The organism is Faecalibacter sp. (assembly GCF_057177045.1).
In genome coordinates, this window is the sequence record NZ_CM169987.1 from 2,830,203 (window position 1) to 2,846,210 (window position 16,008).

A 16,008-nucleotide genomic window follows, 5' to 3' on the forward strand; every position below is an offset into this window, starting at 1 on the left:
TTTAACAAAATTAACAAATAATTGACATTTTATGTTTGAAAAACCAAAACTTATTTCTAAGTTTATTTAAGTTTTAAAAATGTTTTAACAGATGAGGAGAAATTTAAAAAACTTGTTCGTCTTAGGAAGTTTACTTTGTGGAGCTTCTTTATTCGCACAAGAAAAGACTGTAACTGGTACAGTAAAAGATCAAGATGGTCTTCCAGTTGCAGATGCAGTAGTTAAAACTTCTGGTGGAAAAGAAGTTTATACGGATGAAAACGGATCGTTTTCAGTGGAAACAAATAAAGGTGAAGTTGTAACAATTGAATCATTTGGATTACCAACACAAACGTTTATGGTTGGAGATCAAAACACATATTCAGTTACAATTGCTCCTTCAGAAGATATTCAATTAGGTGAAGCGGTAGTTACTGCATTAGGGATTACTAGAGAAAAGAAATCTTTAGGATACGCTTCTCAAGAAGTAAAAGGAGATATCATTTCTCAAGGACGTGGACAAAATGCTTTACAATCTTTATCGGGTAATGTTGCCGGAGCGCAAATTACATCTCCATCTGGTTTAGGAACTTCAGCGCGTATTGTTTTACGTGGGATTGGATCTGTAACAGGTGAAAATAAACCGTTAATTGTTGTGGATGGAGTTCCGATGGATAACTCAAACTACAATTCAACTTCAACACAAGGTGGATCTGGAGGTCGTGATTATGGAGATGGGTCTTTTGACATCAATCCTGATGATGTAGAATCGATCAATGTTTTAAAAGGTGGTCCTGCAGCAGCATTATATGGTTCTCGTGCCAATAATGGGGTAATCATGATTACAACAAAATCGGCTAAAAAAGGAAGAGATGAAATTATAATTAATACAGGTGTTGCTTTCGAGTCCTTAAATATTCAACCAAAATTACAGCAATTGTATGGAGGGGGATTTGAAGAATCATTCCAACAAGCAAATATTAATGGAATCAACTATAATATTGTTGACTATGCAGCAGATGAATCTTGGGGACCTCGTTTAGATGGACAACAAGTTTTACATTGGGATGCATTTGACGCCAATGATCCAGCGACTTATTTAAAAACAAGAGCTTGGTCACCAGCGCAAGCAAACTATAAAACATTATACCAAACGGGTATAGCGTATACCAACTCGGTGTCATTCTCTAAATCATACGAGAACACTTCGGCTCGTATGTCGTTGTCTCATGTGGACCAATCAGGGATTTTACCAAATACAAGTTTAAAGCGTACAACTGCCAACTTAAATTTATCAACACGATTCAATGATAAATTAACGGCGAAAGGAGGAATTACTTATGTTAGAACAAATGGTTATAACCGACCTGAGTTCGGATATGGAGATAACTCAATTCCACAAAAATTATATCAATGGGGACAAGTACAGTTGGATTATAATCGTTTAAAAAATTATAAAACAGCGTCAGGAGAACAAAGATCATGGAACCGTACAGCATGGAATGATGCTAGACCAAAATTTTCTGATAACCCATACTGGTTATTATACGAAAATACTTCATATGACCAACGTGATCGTTTCTATGGAAACTTCGAATTAAAATACGATATCTTACCTGGATTCTATGCTGTAGCGAATGTTTATGGTGATAATACCACTTTAAATATAAACTCTCGTGTAGCTGTAGGATCTCAAGCGCAAGATGGATACTCAGAAAATATTCGTGAAAGAACGGAAATGAACTATGAGGGTCGTTTACACTTAGATAAAAAGTGGGGTGACTTTAGTTTAAATGCTTTTGCGGGGGTAAATAGAAGACATGAAACATATTCAGCATTTAATGCCAATACAAATGGTGGATTAATTGTTCCAGGGTTATACACAATCAATAACTCATATCAACAAGCTTCTGTTACGACTTCGAAAAGTAAAAGACGTGTGAATTCGGTTTATGCAAGTGCCTCTTTAGGATTTATGGATACATTCTTCTTAGAAGCAACTGCACGTAATGACTGGTCTTCAACATTACCAAAAGGAAATAACTCTTATTTCTATCCATCATTTACGGGATCATTCGTGTTCTCTCAATTGGTTGATGCACAATGGTTGAAATTTGGTAAATTAAGAGCAGGTTGGTCTCAAACAGGTAATGATACTTCAGCTCATCAAATTTATGATACGTATGAAAATACAGCATTCAGTGGATCATCATTTAATCAATATCCTTATTTCTTAACGTCGTTATCAAAGAAAAATCAGTTCTTAAAACCAGAAACAAAAACATCTTGGGAGGTTGGTTTAGAGATGCAATTCTTTAAAAACCGTTTTGGATTTGATGTAACATACTACAACGAAGAAACGGAAGACTTAATCATGGGTGTTGAGTTTGGAGCTGAAACAGGAGTAACTTCTAAAATTTTGAATGCAGGACGTTCTGTAAACAAAGGGATCGAAGCAATGGTAAACGTAGTTCCAATTCGTACAAATGATTTCGAATGGGGAATTAACGTGAACTTCTCGAAAAATGACAATAAAATTGTAGAATTATACGGAGACTTAGAAACATTACAAATTGGATCTGCTCCATTTAAAGCGTCTTTAGTTGCTGCAGTAGGTGAAAAATACGGACAAATTCGTGGTACAGACTTTATTTATGATTCAGAAGGGAATAAAGTAGTAGGAGCGAATGGTTTATATTTATCATCAGATGTGAAAAACTTAGGGTCTATTATTGCCGATTGGAATATGGGTATCCGTAACTCGTTTACGTATAAAAACTTTACTTTATCAGCGTTAGTAGATATTCAACAAGGTGGTAAATACTTCTCTGTAACAAACATGTTCGGTCATTATTCTGGGATGTTAGAAGAAACAGCAGCAAATAACGTACGTGAAACTGGGGTAGTTGCACAAGGTGTTACAGGTACAGTTGTAAGAAATTCAGATGGATCTTACACGGTAACGAATACAGCTGAGAATACAACAAATGTATCAGCGTATAACTACTTTGGTCACTATTATGCAGGACCAACAGCACAAAACGTTTTTGATGCAGATTACGTAAAATTAAGAGAAGTCACAATCTCTTACGCTTTTCCAGAAAAATTAAGAGGGCCTTTCTCAAATGTTATTGTTTCGGCATTTGGTAGAAACTTAGGAACTTGGGGATTAGATAATAAACACATCGATCCAGAACAAGCTTCAGGAGGAAGTGGAAATATTCAAGGTATGGAAGGTGGTTCTTTACCATCGACAAGAACGTATGGTATGAACCTTAAATTACAATTTTAATTCGATTAGTTATGAGATTATTAAATAAATTAGTTTTATTCACGTTATTAGGTGCTTCAGTAGGAACACTGACATCATGTGATAACGATTTAGAAGCTATAAATGTAAATAATAACAACCCAGAGATTGTTCCTACATCTACAATCTTTAATGGGGCGAATAGATATTTAATGAATTATACGCGTGATGGATGGTGGTCAGCTCGTATGTCACTTCCATGGATGCAGTATTCTTCTCAAAATAATTACTTAGAAGAAGATAAATATCAATATCGCGATACACAAACCAATAATGGTTGGACCTATTTATATCGTTCAGCAAACAATTTTAAAGATATTATTGATCGTGTAGAAAATCCAGAAACAGCTGTACAAATGTCTGCTTATGGTAACTTACAAAATCAAATTGCTGCCAGTAGAATTATGTTAGCCTATACATTTGATAATTTAGTAACGCACTTTGGAGATGTTCCTTATTGGTCATATGGGCAAAAAGACAATCCAAGATTTCAGGCATTACAAATTGAAACGTATACTGTACCGGCTTATGCAACACAAGAAGAAATCTATGCTGATTTATTAAAAGAATTAAAAGAAGCAGCAGATCAAATTGTGGTAGGGGAAATAGTATTTACTGCCGGAGATAATATTTATAATGGAGATGCTGCTAAATGGAAAAAATTCGCAAACTCATTACGTTTAAGAATTGCGAACCGTTTAAAAGAAAAAATGCCAGCAGCTCAATCGCACATCAACGAAGCAATTGCAGGAGGTGTATTTACTTCGAATGCCGATACGGCAGCTCATAGATTTGGTTCAGCCGATGCAGAAGGTAACCCATTCTGGAAATTATTCTACGTGGATAACCGTACGGATTTTTACGTTAACCAAACTTTTATTGAATTATTGAAGGGTGAAACAGGATCGTATGGATTAGACCCACGTCTATTTAAAATTGCAGCTCCTAAAGGTTTAACTTTCACACAATTTCAGGATGTGACTAATTGGTATAAACCAATAGATGATAATGGATATGGACTTGTTGAAGGTAATTTAGACGATTATACAGGTATGCCATATGGACAACCTTCTGTTGATACTTTCTATGGTGCTTCTGCAAATATTAATTTCTTTTCTCATGATTATATGAAAATTAATAAACCAGAAGTTTTAATGGAATATTCTGAAGTAGAATTTATTTTATCAGAGTTAAACGGATGGTCACAAGCAAATTATGAAGCAGGTGTACGTGCTAATATGGAATATTGGGGTGTAGCAGCAAGTGATATTGATGCCTACATTGCAAATTTACCAGCAGCTACTCAAGAGCATGTATTGAATCAAAAATACATTGCATTATTAAACAATGCTGATGAAGCTTGGAATGAGTACAGAAGAACGGGATATCCTAACACATCAATCTTATTAATGCCAGGTGAAACAAATACGCGTCCAAATGGAACAACGTATACTTTCACGCCATTAATTTCGGGTAATGTTGTTGCAACAGATTTACCAGGACGTGTAAGATACCCTACTAAACAGCAAACGTTAAATAGAACGAATTGGTTAGAAGCATCATCTCGTTTATCGAATGGTGATGAAATCAACTCGAAATTATATTTCGCACGTTAATTTTAATTTAGTCCTCAATTTATAATTTTTTACCTCTCCTTCGGGAGAGGTTTTTTTTATGTTTTTGTAAAAAAAAAGCCTGAAGTAATTACTTCAGGCTTTATAATGGTATTATCGATGATTCTAATTAATTTGAATAATTCGGTGCTTCTTTTGTGATTACCACATCATGTGGGTGTGATTCATTTAATCCAGCTCCTGTAATTTTAACGAATTTTCCGTTTTCAATTAAGTCTTGAATCGTTGGCGTACCACAGTATCCCATTCCGGCTCTTAAACCACCACATAATTGGTATACAACTTCAGCAATAGATCCTTTGTGAGGAACACGACCTTCGATTCCTTCTGGAACTAATTTTTTTGCATCCGATTGGAAGTAACGATCTTTAGATCCACGTTTCATGGCTGCTAAAGAACCCATTCCTTGATACGCTTTGAATTTACGACCTTGGAAAATAATTTCTTCACCTGGTGCTTCGTCTGTTCCAGCGAATAAACTTCCCAACATGACTAAGTTTGCACCTGCAGCAACAGCTTTAACAATATCTCCGGATAATTTGATTCCACCGTCTCCAATAACAGAAACATTTCTTGTTTTGGCGTATGTATAAACATCATGGATAGCTGATAATTGAGGAACTCCTACACCTGCTACAACACGAGTAGTACAAATAGAACCTGGTCCCACACCTACTTTTAATGCATTTGCTCCAGCATCAATCAATGCTTTGGCAGCCTCAGCAGTAACAATATTTCCACCAACAATATCTAAATGAGGGAAAGCATGACGTACTTCAGCAACTTTATTAATTACTCCTGCAGAATGTCCGTGTGCAGAATCTAATGCTACAATATCAACTCCTTTCGCAACTAAAGCTTGTACGCGTTCTAACGTATCAGCTCCAACACCAACTCCAGCACCTACACGTAAACGACCTTGAGCATCTTTACATGCATTTGGGAACTCTGTTAAGTTATCGATATCTTTAATCGTAATTAATCCAATTAATTTATTGTGCTCATCCACAATTGGTAATTTTTCGATACGATATTGTGATAGAATTGATTTTGCTTTATGTAAGTCCGTATCAATACCTGATGTAATGATATTTTCTTTTGTCATTACTTCTTCCACCAATTGATCGAAGTTGACTTGATAGCGAATATCACGGTTTGTAATAATTCCCACTAAAGTACGATCTTCTTCAATCACAGGTAATCCAGAAATTTTATATTTTTCCATTAATGCAACTGCATCACGTAAAGTATGTTTTCTAGATAATGTAATAGGATCTGAAATCATTCCATTTTCTGAACGTTTTACCATATCGATTTCATTGGCTTGTTCTTCAATTGTCATGTTTTTGTGAATGAAAGATAATCCTCCCTCACGCGCTAGGGCAATTGCTAAACGAGCTTCAGATACGGTATCCATCGCTGCAGATACAATCGGAATGTTTAAAGTAATGTTGTCTGTGAAACGTGTTTGTAGAGATACTTGGTTCGGTAAAATCTCTGAGAAGGCAGGTACTAATAACACATCGTCAAAAGTATAGCCCGTTTGAAGTATTTTGTCTGTTAAAGGCATTGCTTTTTGCAGTGCAAATATAAAGCATAAACTTTAATTAATCAAAATATAGTAAAAACAATTAATCTAAAATTATTTTCAATATTTTTACCTTAATTTCGCAAGATAGTTTATTGAAAAAATGGATTTAAATTTCAAAAAATGGAATAATATCCTTGGTTGGTTGATGTTCGGCATCGCAGCCATTGTATATTTAATGACCATGGAACGCCACCTGAGTTTATGGGATTGTGGTGAGTATATTGTGTCATCAGCAAAGTTAGGAATTACACATGCACCGGGAGCAGCTTTGTTTCAGTTGTTTGGAGCAGTGTGGGCAGGACTATCATTTGGAGATGGTAGTAAGTATTCAATTTTAATTAACTCGACTTCCGCTTTATTTAGTGCAGGAACCATCGTGTTATTATTTTGGACCATCACCTATTTTGCGCGTAAAATGTTCGCGAAGGCCAATGATATGACCATAGGAGTGGATGACATTGTTTTAAATGGCAATCAAAAATTAATCACTTTAGGAAGTGGATTAGTAGGGGCTTCTATTTTTATGTTCAGTGATACCTTTTGGTTTTCAGCTTCTGAGGGCGAAGTGTATGCCATGGCCTCATTTTTCACGGCTGTTATTGTTTGGCTTATTACAAAATGGGATCCTGTAGCCGATACAGCGCGAGGAAACAAATGGTTGGTCATCATTGCTTTATTTATAGGTCTATCCATTGGGGTGCATTTAATGGCCATTTTGGCTGTGCCTATGGTTTGCTATGTATACTATGCCCGCAAATATAAGTTTGGTGTCAAAAGTTTTGTCCTAGCAAATATCATTACGTTTTTTATCTTAGTCTTTACTTTTAAAGTGATCTTCCCTCTGACGATGACTTTCTTTGGTAAAACAGAAATTTATGTGGTGAATAATTTCGGAATGCCTTTCCATTCTGGATCGATTATCGCTTCTGTCATTTTAATCGGTTTATTATATGCTGTTTTTAAAACATCTAAAAAATATGGTTCGGGATTAGTGAATACCATCGCTTGGTGTGTAACCTTTATGTTGGTTGGTTTTTCTTGTTGGTTAGTAATTCCTATTCGTGCCAATGCTAATCCTCATATGAACTTAAATGATCCTGATACGGCTTTAGGCGTTTTGGATTATTTCAACCGTGAACAATATGGTTCATGGCCTGTGATGTATGGACCTGTATATACGGCACACATCTCAGATGATGGGATTAAGCGTGATGCCAACGGAAATTATGAAAGAACGATTACAGGTGCAGATTATGTAAAAGATAACCGTACTGGGAAATACATTAAAGTATCGGATCGTTCAGAATATGTATATAACGAAAAGTATACGAAGATTTTCCCTAAAATGTTTAATCCAGATCCGAACGTGATGGAAAATTATGCGGCGGTTTATGGATTCCCAGAATTCTCATTGAAAGCAGAATATTTTGGTGATGAAGGGGCTCAGCAAGCTTTTTCAGAATTGATGGCACGTAAGGAGTCAAAACAATTAAAAGTTGCAGATCTTCGTAAATACAATGAAATTTTAGACATTCAACCCCCAACATTACTTCAACAAATCAATTATTTCTTGGATTACCAAGTGGGGTATATGTTCCTACGCTATTTTATGTGGAACTTCTCAGGGCGTCAAAATGATTTAGAAGGAAACTTTGAAGTCACGAAAGGAAATTGGATTTCTGGAATTCCTTTTATTGATAATCCACGTTTAGGTGATCAATCATTATTACCATCAGAGTATGTAAATGATGGAACAAATGTTTATTTTATGTTGCCTTTAATCTTAGGATTAATCGGATTATTTTTCCAATTGAATCGTAATTTTTCGAATTGGTGGGCAATTTTGTCGTTATTTTTCTTAACAAGTATTGGTATTATCATCTATACATCGGTAAAACCTTTCGAACCTCGTGAACGAGATTATGCGTTAGTTAGTTCGTTCTTTGCTTTTGCCATTTGGTGTGGTTTGGGAGTTCAAGGAATTTACTTCTTGATTCAAAAAGTGACGAAAAAAGAATTAACAACTGGATTAACGGGAGGGATTATTGTCATCACCTTAGGTATTCCTGTTTTAATGGGATTCCAAAACTGGGATGATCATGACCGCTCGGAACGTTCATTAGCTTATTCATTAGCTTATAACTATATCAATCCATTGGATAAAAACGCTATTTTATTTGTCTATGGAGATAATGATACTTATCCATTATGGGGGTTACAAGAAACTGAAAATTTCCGTGAGGATGTAAAAATTGCCAACTTAACGTTAGCAGCATCACCATGGAATTTAGAACAATTGTTACGTCGTACATACAATGCACAAGGAATTCCTACGAATCTAAAACCATCCGATTTCCAGAGCGGAACGAATGACAATATTTTTATGGTAGCTGGATCGATCAAAAATATTTTTGATCAGTTAAATTCATTTACGAAAACGGGTCCAAATGGAGAAAAAATTCCATTAGCACAATTAATACAAATGGCACCAGAGCAAGCGGCTCAATTTTTAAATGATCCTGAATTGGATATGAACCAAATCGCTCAAGTTTATTCGAGTTTAGCTCCTTTAGAGCATTATATCACGAATGATACGATGACTGCTAAAGAAGCCATTGATTTTATTTTAGATAATAAATCCGTTGAAAAGAAAGCTTTAGGAGATTATTTTGGATACCAAGTAGGACCAGTAAATTTCTTACCTGTCAGCAAAATCAAAATTCCAGTTAATAAAGCGAATGCTTTAAAATATGGAATTGTAGCAAAAGAGGATGCAGATAAAATGGTGGATGAAATTGTGATCAACATTACCAAATCAAGTTTATTTAAAAGTGATTTAATGATGTTATCCATGTTAGCGAATTACAATTGGGATCGTCCTATTTACTTTAGTGGAGGAGGTGTTTCAGACCCTTCAAATACGTTCTTTTTAAATGATTATTTATATAATACAGGATTAACATATAAATTCGTTCCAATTTATAATGAATTTGGAAAAGGAGGAGTTATTGGAGGTTCTAACTTAAATGAGCTAACACGTGTATTCAACTCATTTAAATCTTCTGGCTTTAATAATCCAAAAGCCTCTTTCAGTGTGACAGAACGTGCTTATTCGTCTTCGTTCCGTAATGTTGCTGTTCGATTAGCAGATGATTTATTAAAAGCAGGACGAACAAAAGAAGCAGTTCAAGTGTTAGATAAGATTATGGAAGATATTCCGGCTTGGACACAATACGATATCGGATATGGTGTAAGCCGTATTGCAGGTTTATATTTAAAAGCAGGGGAAGATCAAAAAGCGAAAGAATTGTTTAATTATGTCCGTAAAAATGCGAACGATAAAATTAAATTTTTCGATAGTTTACCTACAGGATATCGCGTAACTGTATCAAGTGATATCGCCTCAGCAAAACAAGATTTAATGATGGCATTATTCAATGAAGTTTCTGCCGTTTCAGAAAGAGGAGATAAGCAAAAAGCTTTAGCCATTTTCGAAAAGGATTTTGCACCGTTTAAAAAGCAATTTCAAGCATTATATGATGAAGTGATTGCCGATGGTCAAGTCGATAAGAATGAAGAAATCCGATTGATGAATCAATTGAATTTCTTAAATGATTTAATTGGAGTAGCTGCAGAAGTGGACACAATATATGCCAAAAAGCAACAAGATGTCCTTTATTCGATCGTAGGTCAGTAAACAAAAATAATAATACAATAGGAGATAAGACACTTTTTTAAGTGTCTTATTTTCTTTTATGTCAATAAGATGCAAGTTTCAAACCCTCGTAAATAGGGGAATTGCGAATGATTTTTTACATTTTTGTCAATTTTGGCACGGGAATTGGAATATGGTCAAATGTAATCGCAACTTAGATTATAAATTTTAAAAAGTAATAGAAACTAAAATTATAAAGACATGAAAAAATTATTTTTCGCAGCAGCTTTCGCAGCTATCGGTTTAGTAGGAGTTAATGCACAAACTGGTTTTGAAGGTACAGTGCACGTAGGTGTTCCAGTAGGAGATACTTCAGATGTTTCTTCTTTTAACTTAGGTGTTGATTTCGGATACTTATGGCCAGTTGCTAATGATTTAGGATTAGGAATTAAAGCAGGATATGATCACTTTATTGGAAAAGATTACGATTATAGATTAGGTAACGATGTTTACACAGTAGAAGGTGAAGATTTTGGATTTATTCCAGTAGCCGCTACAATTAAATATGAATTCGGTCAAAGTAATGTTTTCGTAGCTGGTGATTTAGGGTATGCATTCGCTACAAATGACGGAATGGAAGGTGGATTATTCTACCAACCAAAAGTAGGATACGCTGCTCCAACTTGGGATTTATATGTAGGATACAAAGGAATCAGTGCAGGTCCTGAAAATAACGACTATGTTGATTACAAATTCAACGCAGTATCTGTAGGTTTTGCTTACAAATTTTAATACATAAGTATTTAACAACCATTAATATAGGAGACTCTTAGGAGTCTCCTTTTTTTTATATGCATTATTGATGTGTTAAATTTTAATAAAAATGAAAGTTTTTATTTATTTATAACCCTCTAAAATAGAGTGTTATATAGTTTTAAGAAAATTTCGACTATTAATTATTTATAACGAAATCTTTATAACCTCCTCATAATCAATCTATTTTTGCGTAGGTTAGTTTAGTTAGGTTATGAGGTTATTTGTTTTATGCTTATGTTTTACCACATTAGCAAATTTATCTTTTGCACAGGATTCAAAAAAAGGTGCAATTCAAGCCAATGTCTATGTTGGAATACCAGTAGGAGCTATTGCAAGTGAATCTTCTTTTAACGGAGGTGTTTCGGTTGGATATCTTGGGAAAATTGAAAGTTTCTTACGTGTGGGGGGGACAATCGGATATGATTTCTCCATTTTAAATTCAGATTCAAAAATTCCAAAAGAAAAAGGTTACCAATACTTAATGATTGGAGGTACTGCAGAACTAGATGTTTATCAAAATTTTTATGTTGGAGCAGACTTAGGTTATGCTTTTGCGGAGACAAAAAAAGGAATAGGAAGTCATTACATCACACCTAAGATTGGTTATCGCTTTAATGATCATGTGAATCTGTATGCCCATTACAAAGGTGTACGATTTTCTGGATATCAAGTGGCATCTTTAGGATTTGGTATGGCTTATAATTTCTAAAATTGTCATTTGAGTTGTTGTGTAAATAAAATAATACATTGGTTATTAAATGATTAAAAATATTTAACTTTTTTTGGCACGCAAGTTGAAATTTAGTGTGTAATCTAAATTTTAAAATGATAAAAATGAAAAAGTTATTTTTTGTAGCAGTTGGATTAATTGGTTTAGCTGGAGTGAATGCTCAAGAAAAAACAGAAACACCGCAATTAGGTCTTAAAACAAATTTAAACGTTACATCTTTTTTAGGTGATGATGTGAACGATGATGATTTTAAATTAGGATGGTCTGCTGGTGTATATTATCACATTCCAATTAATCAAACGTTAGCAATTCAGCCAGAGGTTAATTTTTCTCGAATTGGTGCCAAATATAAAAATGAATTAGTCAATACGGAAAATATTACAACAACATATTCAAACACAACAACATTAGATTATATCCAAGTTCCTGTCGTATTAAAAATTTATCCAGGAGGATCTCGTTTCAATTTCGAAATTGGTCCACAAGTCGGTTTTAATGTGTATGCTTCAAACAAAGCAAAATACGACACGAATATCAACGGACAAAATATTCAAAGAGAAGTGAAGACAGATATCTCAGATAATGTAGAAAAAGTGGATTTTGGAGCTGTAGCGGGTATCGGTTATAATATTACCGATCATATCAATGTTGGAGCGAGATATTATTTAGGTTTAAATGATACGTTCAAAAGTGATACAAACTTTGACGCTAAAAACCACGGATTTACATTTGGTGTAGGATATTCTTTCTAATCCAGAATAATGCAATAGTAGAAAGGGAGCTTTATGGCTCCCTTTTTTATTTTATAATTCGTTGAATTGTGCGTTGCAGAATCATCATATTACACCCTATAATGAAAAGCAATACAAATCCGCTCCCCATTAAAATTAAACCTACATTGGATTCTTCCATGGGTACAAATCCACCTATTTTTTCGAGAATATATTGATTCGTTTGCCAAACCAGTGGAACGCTGATTAAAAAACCAATAATGATAAACACCGCCATAAGAATGAAATAAGGCTTTACCAACTGTGAAGATGAAAAACCGATTAAATGCAAATCTTTGATTTTCTGTTTATTTTTTTCAATCAACAACTGGAAGTTGATAATCATTAACCAAACGGCAGATAAAACAATAATTCCTCCAATAAAAACAACCAAACTAAAAGTTAATTTTAGATAACCCGTTAGTTCATTGTTTTTTAATTCATCTTTATTCAAATCGTAATTCTGTTGTTCTAAATAATTCGTGTAATTTACTGAACCGTCACTTGTTGTTTCAATTATGATACGAGATGCTTCTGATTTTTGTTGAGGTGCAAAAGTCTGATTGGCCCATTGCATAAAATTTTCAGGGACTAAAATCGTGTTGATTTTGGTGGTAAAATCGACAATCCTAGCTTGGTAAATTTGTTGATGTTCTCCTTTGCCTAAAACCAATTGAAATGGAATTTGTGTAAATAAATTTTCAGAAACTTGTGGTAAACCTTGACTTGAAGCAAATCCAAAATTATACAGGTTAATATAACTTTTGGGGATAATAATTGGGATTATTCGATCGCCTGGTTTCCAATTCCAATCATCATTTTCAACATCGATAAACTCTTGTGGCACTGATTCAAAAAATAGATCGGTTGAAAAACCTCGAATACCAGCAATTCCACCAATTTGAAGTTTTACGGGAAATAAGCTCGATTGGAAACTCCCAATATTTGTAACAAACGATTGATTTTTTAGTTCCTCAATCTCTTGGGCGTCAAAGGTAGGTTTGCCACCAGTAATGGTTTGAAGGGTGGATATTTTTTTATTCAAGACGATATAGTTGGATTTCCAAATTTCACTGTCTTTGGTGAAATTCTTAGCATAATCAAAGTATAAGATATTGGCTAATATCAGGATATAAAATCCGATAATCGAGAAAATAAAAAATGTAATCATTCGAGTGAGGCTAATTTCTTTTCGAACAATTTTACGTAAAAGTTGATTAGAGCTGTACGACATGATGAATTCTTTGGTCTTTTATCGGTTGTAAACTGGTGAAAATTATTCCTGCCTTTTTCTTTTTCGCTTCTATTTCAATTAAATCCATTAAAAGGTTTTGATTGATGACATCCAAGTGACTGAAAGGTTCGTCTAAGAGCATAAAATCAAAGGGTTGACAAAATGCACGGATTACAGCGATACGTTGCCGTTGGCCATAAGACAAATGTACTGCCTTTTGGTGCAAATGCTTTTCTAATCCCACTGCTTCTATCCATACCTTAATTTGATGTTCAGTCGCATGTTTGGTTAATCCATTTTTCAATTGAATATTTTCTAAAAGCGTTAATTCTTCAAACAGATGTAATCCTTGAAAGACGTAGGAAAGCTTAGTTTTTCGAATTTCATTCCAATCTTTTTGTTTTAATGCCTTGGCTGATGTATCATCAAACATTAATTCTCCAACATAGTCTGTACGATCTCCATAAATGATATTGATTAATGTTGATTTTCCCAGCCCAGAAGGGGCTACAATTTGATAATAGTTTCCTTTTTCGAATACAATATCATTATTCCACACCATGGATTGGTCAAAGCCAAATTCTTTGATGGGATGCGGAATGATATGATTTAATTTAATTTGATTCACGACTGTATGAATTAGTATTGGTAAATTCTTGATAAAAATCATCTAAGAAATGAAGGACAAACTCCAAAGCATTTGGACTCTGTTTCTTTAAAATAATCGATCCGATTTTAGTGTACTCATCAGTCGTTTTAACATTAACTTCCTTTAAATTTTGTAAAGCCAATTGTACTGATGGATAATGACTGACCGGTATTTTTTTTAGAAAATAGTGTTGAACTTCAGGCGTATAATCTTCTAAGTTGAGGTTCATATAACCAAACATCGGATTGTTGGCATTATTCGAGTAAGGTGAAGTGACAAAATTATTTTTAGTGACGCGATTCAAGGAAAAATTATTGAGTTGAATCAAATTGTTTGTAATAAATAAAATATCATTTTTTAAAGTCATATACACACCATAATTCCCCCTTATTTTTAGTTGATAATGATTTCCACTCTGAATCAAATTCTTTCCTAATTTATCAATCAAATGATCATAGAATAAGTGATTTTTCATCTTACCTGCTATGATAAATTGAGGAATAATCACAGTCTGATGAAAAGTTTCTTTTTGATTAAAATAATCATTGATGGAATAAGATTGAGCAGCTTCAAAATCAAAAACACTGTATAATAAGTCTCCATCGAATGATTGTTTTAAAAGATCCAAATCAATTTGATATGTTTCAATTAAATCATTGATAAAGTCATTGTGATACGTTAGGGTTCTTAAATTGTTGGGATATAGTCCAAATGAAACGTTCATAAAACTTTCAGCAGGGAAATATTTATAGAATTCCGTATTGATTCGGTTTTTCCACATGGGACGTTTTTCTAATTTCACTTTCGAATCCACATCAGGATGAAATTTATGGGTAAAACTAATATTCCCGTTATTGAAAGAAATATAGGTCACCCATGAACTTTTACTTAAATCCAAGTTGGTTTGCGCCGTTTGAATTTCTCGGTTAAAATACTTCACAAAATTACCGGTATACCAAAGATTAATGTCTTGTGAATTCTTCAAAAAATCTTTAAAGCTGTTGTTTTCTTGCAAAGGGATTTGGGCTGCATTCAGCTTCGTGAAATATTCATTTAAGGTTTTATCATTAGTGCCGTATTCCCCAGCAACAAATAAGAATTTATGTTTATCCCACATCATAAATGGTTTCTTTATTCCATCAATAGTGGTATATCCATGTTCAGATTTAAAGGAGATCTCTTTTTTGTAGACGCCTTGATAAATGATTTTCAATTGTTCTTCAAAATCACTTTTATTATCCATGTTTACTGATAAGGTTACAATGACTTTGTTTTGAAATTGGGTTCCAAAAATATAGAGGGGAGATATGATGTCTAATCCAAATGAGGTTGGAGATTGTCTGATTTCATCAAACAACTTTGCCAATGCAGGGTCTTGGTTTTTCACTTCCCTTGTCAGAAATTGAGCCATTTGATATTTTTCCAATTCCTTAAAGTTCCCTTTTTCAGCAATGGTTTTTGGGTTTAATTGAATCACAAAATCAGCATCAGAAGGAATAATCTCAACATAATTTTTCCCTTTACTGCAACTAATAAATTGTAAAGTGCATAGGAATAAACAAGTGATATATACTATTTTTTTCATGAGTGTTCACTATAAAGTCGTTACTAATTGGTCTCTACAAAATTGGTAAATTATT

The 16,008-nt window shown here is 34.0% G+C and carries 10 protein-coding genes; 6 read left to right on the top strand and 4 right to left on the bottom strand.

Going from position 1 to position 16,008, the window contains the following annotated elements; all coding sequences use genetic code 11:
• The first annotated feature begins 91 nt into the window (after positions 1 to 91).
• Together AC1QSP_RS13210 and AC1QSP_RS13215 are read left to right on the top strand one after the other, a co-directional pair.
• Positions 92 to 3,271, top strand: a complete 3,180-nt coding sequence (locus AC1QSP_RS13210; protein WP_484079084.1) for a SusC/RagA family TonB-linked outer membrane protein — start codon at positions 92 to 94, stop codon at positions 3,269 to 3,271.
• An 11-nt stretch (positions 3,272 to 3,282) separates the two neighbouring features.
• Positions 3,283 to 4,905, top strand: a complete 1,623-nt coding sequence (locus AC1QSP_RS13215) for a SusD/RagB family nutrient-binding outer membrane lipoprotein (RefSeq protein ID WP_484079085.1) — start codon at positions 3,283 to 3,285, stop codon at positions 4,903 to 4,905.
• A 127-nt stretch (positions 4,906 to 5,032) separates the two neighbouring features.
• Here the strand turns inward: AC1QSP_RS13215 and guaB are convergent, their stop codons facing one another.
• Entirely contained in the window at positions 5,033 to 6,493 is a 1,461-nt protein-coding gene (gene guaB, locus AC1QSP_RS13220; protein ID WP_484079086.1) for an IMP dehydrogenase, read from the bottom strand.
• 121 nt (positions 6,494 to 6,614) lie between these two features.
• Here guaB and AC1QSP_RS13225 point away from each other — a divergent pair, with 121 nt between their 5' ends.
• From AC1QSP_RS13225 to AC1QSP_RS13240, 4 genes are all read left to right on the top strand, one after another.
• Complete coding sequence (locus AC1QSP_RS13225) at positions 6,615 to 10,211, top strand: protein O-mannosyl-transferase family (RefSeq protein ID WP_484079087.1); 3,597 nt, start codon at positions 6,615 to 6,617, stop codon at positions 10,209 to 10,211.
• 219 nt (positions 10,212 to 10,430) lie between these two features.
• Complete coding sequence (locus AC1QSP_RS13230; protein WP_484079088.1) at positions 10,431 to 10,961, top strand: hypothetical protein; 531 nt, start codon at positions 10,431 to 10,433, stop codon at positions 10,959 to 10,961.
• A gap of 235 nt (positions 10,962 to 11,196) precedes the next feature.
• The gene (locus tag AC1QSP_RS13235; protein ID WP_484079089.1) at positions 11,197 to 11,694 is read left to right on the top strand and encodes a hypothetical protein; all 498 of its coding nucleotides are present in this window, start codon (positions 11,197 to 11,199) and stop codon (positions 11,692 to 11,694) included.
• 125 nt (positions 11,695 to 11,819) lie between these two features.
• Positions 11,820 to 12,467 (top strand): porin family protein, encoded by a 648-nt coding sequence (locus AC1QSP_RS13240; RefSeq protein ID WP_484079090.1) that lies wholly within the window; start codon positions 11,820 to 11,822, stop codon positions 12,465 to 12,467.
• Positions 12,468 to 12,513: 46 nt separating this feature from the next.
• Here the strand turns inward: AC1QSP_RS13240 and AC1QSP_RS13245 are convergent, their stop codons facing one another.
• Genes AC1QSP_RS13245 through AC1QSP_RS13255 form a run of 3 tightly spaced genes read right to left on the bottom strand, consistent with a single transcriptional unit; the run spans position 12,514 to position 15,953 of the window.
• Positions 12,514 to 13,656, bottom strand: a complete 1,143-nt coding sequence (locus AC1QSP_RS13245; protein ID WP_484079091.1) for an FtsX-like permease family protein — start codon at positions 13,654 to 13,656, stop codon at positions 12,514 to 12,516.
• Positions 13,657 to 13,702: 46 nt separating this feature from the next.
• Complete coding sequence (locus AC1QSP_RS13250; protein WP_484079092.1) at positions 13,703 to 14,347, bottom strand: ATP-binding cassette domain-containing protein; 645 nt, start codon at positions 14,345 to 14,347, stop codon at positions 13,703 to 13,705.
• Positions 14,334 to 15,953 carry a DUF4836 family protein gene (locus tag AC1QSP_RS13255; protein WP_484079093.1) on the bottom strand — a complete coding sequence of 540 codons (1,620 nt, stop codon included), beginning with the start codon at positions 15,951 to 15,953 and terminating at the stop codon, positions 14,334 to 14,336. Before AC1QSP_RS13255 ends, AC1QSP_RS13250 begins: the two co-directional genes overlap by 14 nt.
• Positions 15,954 to 16,008: the final 55 nt, after the last annotated feature.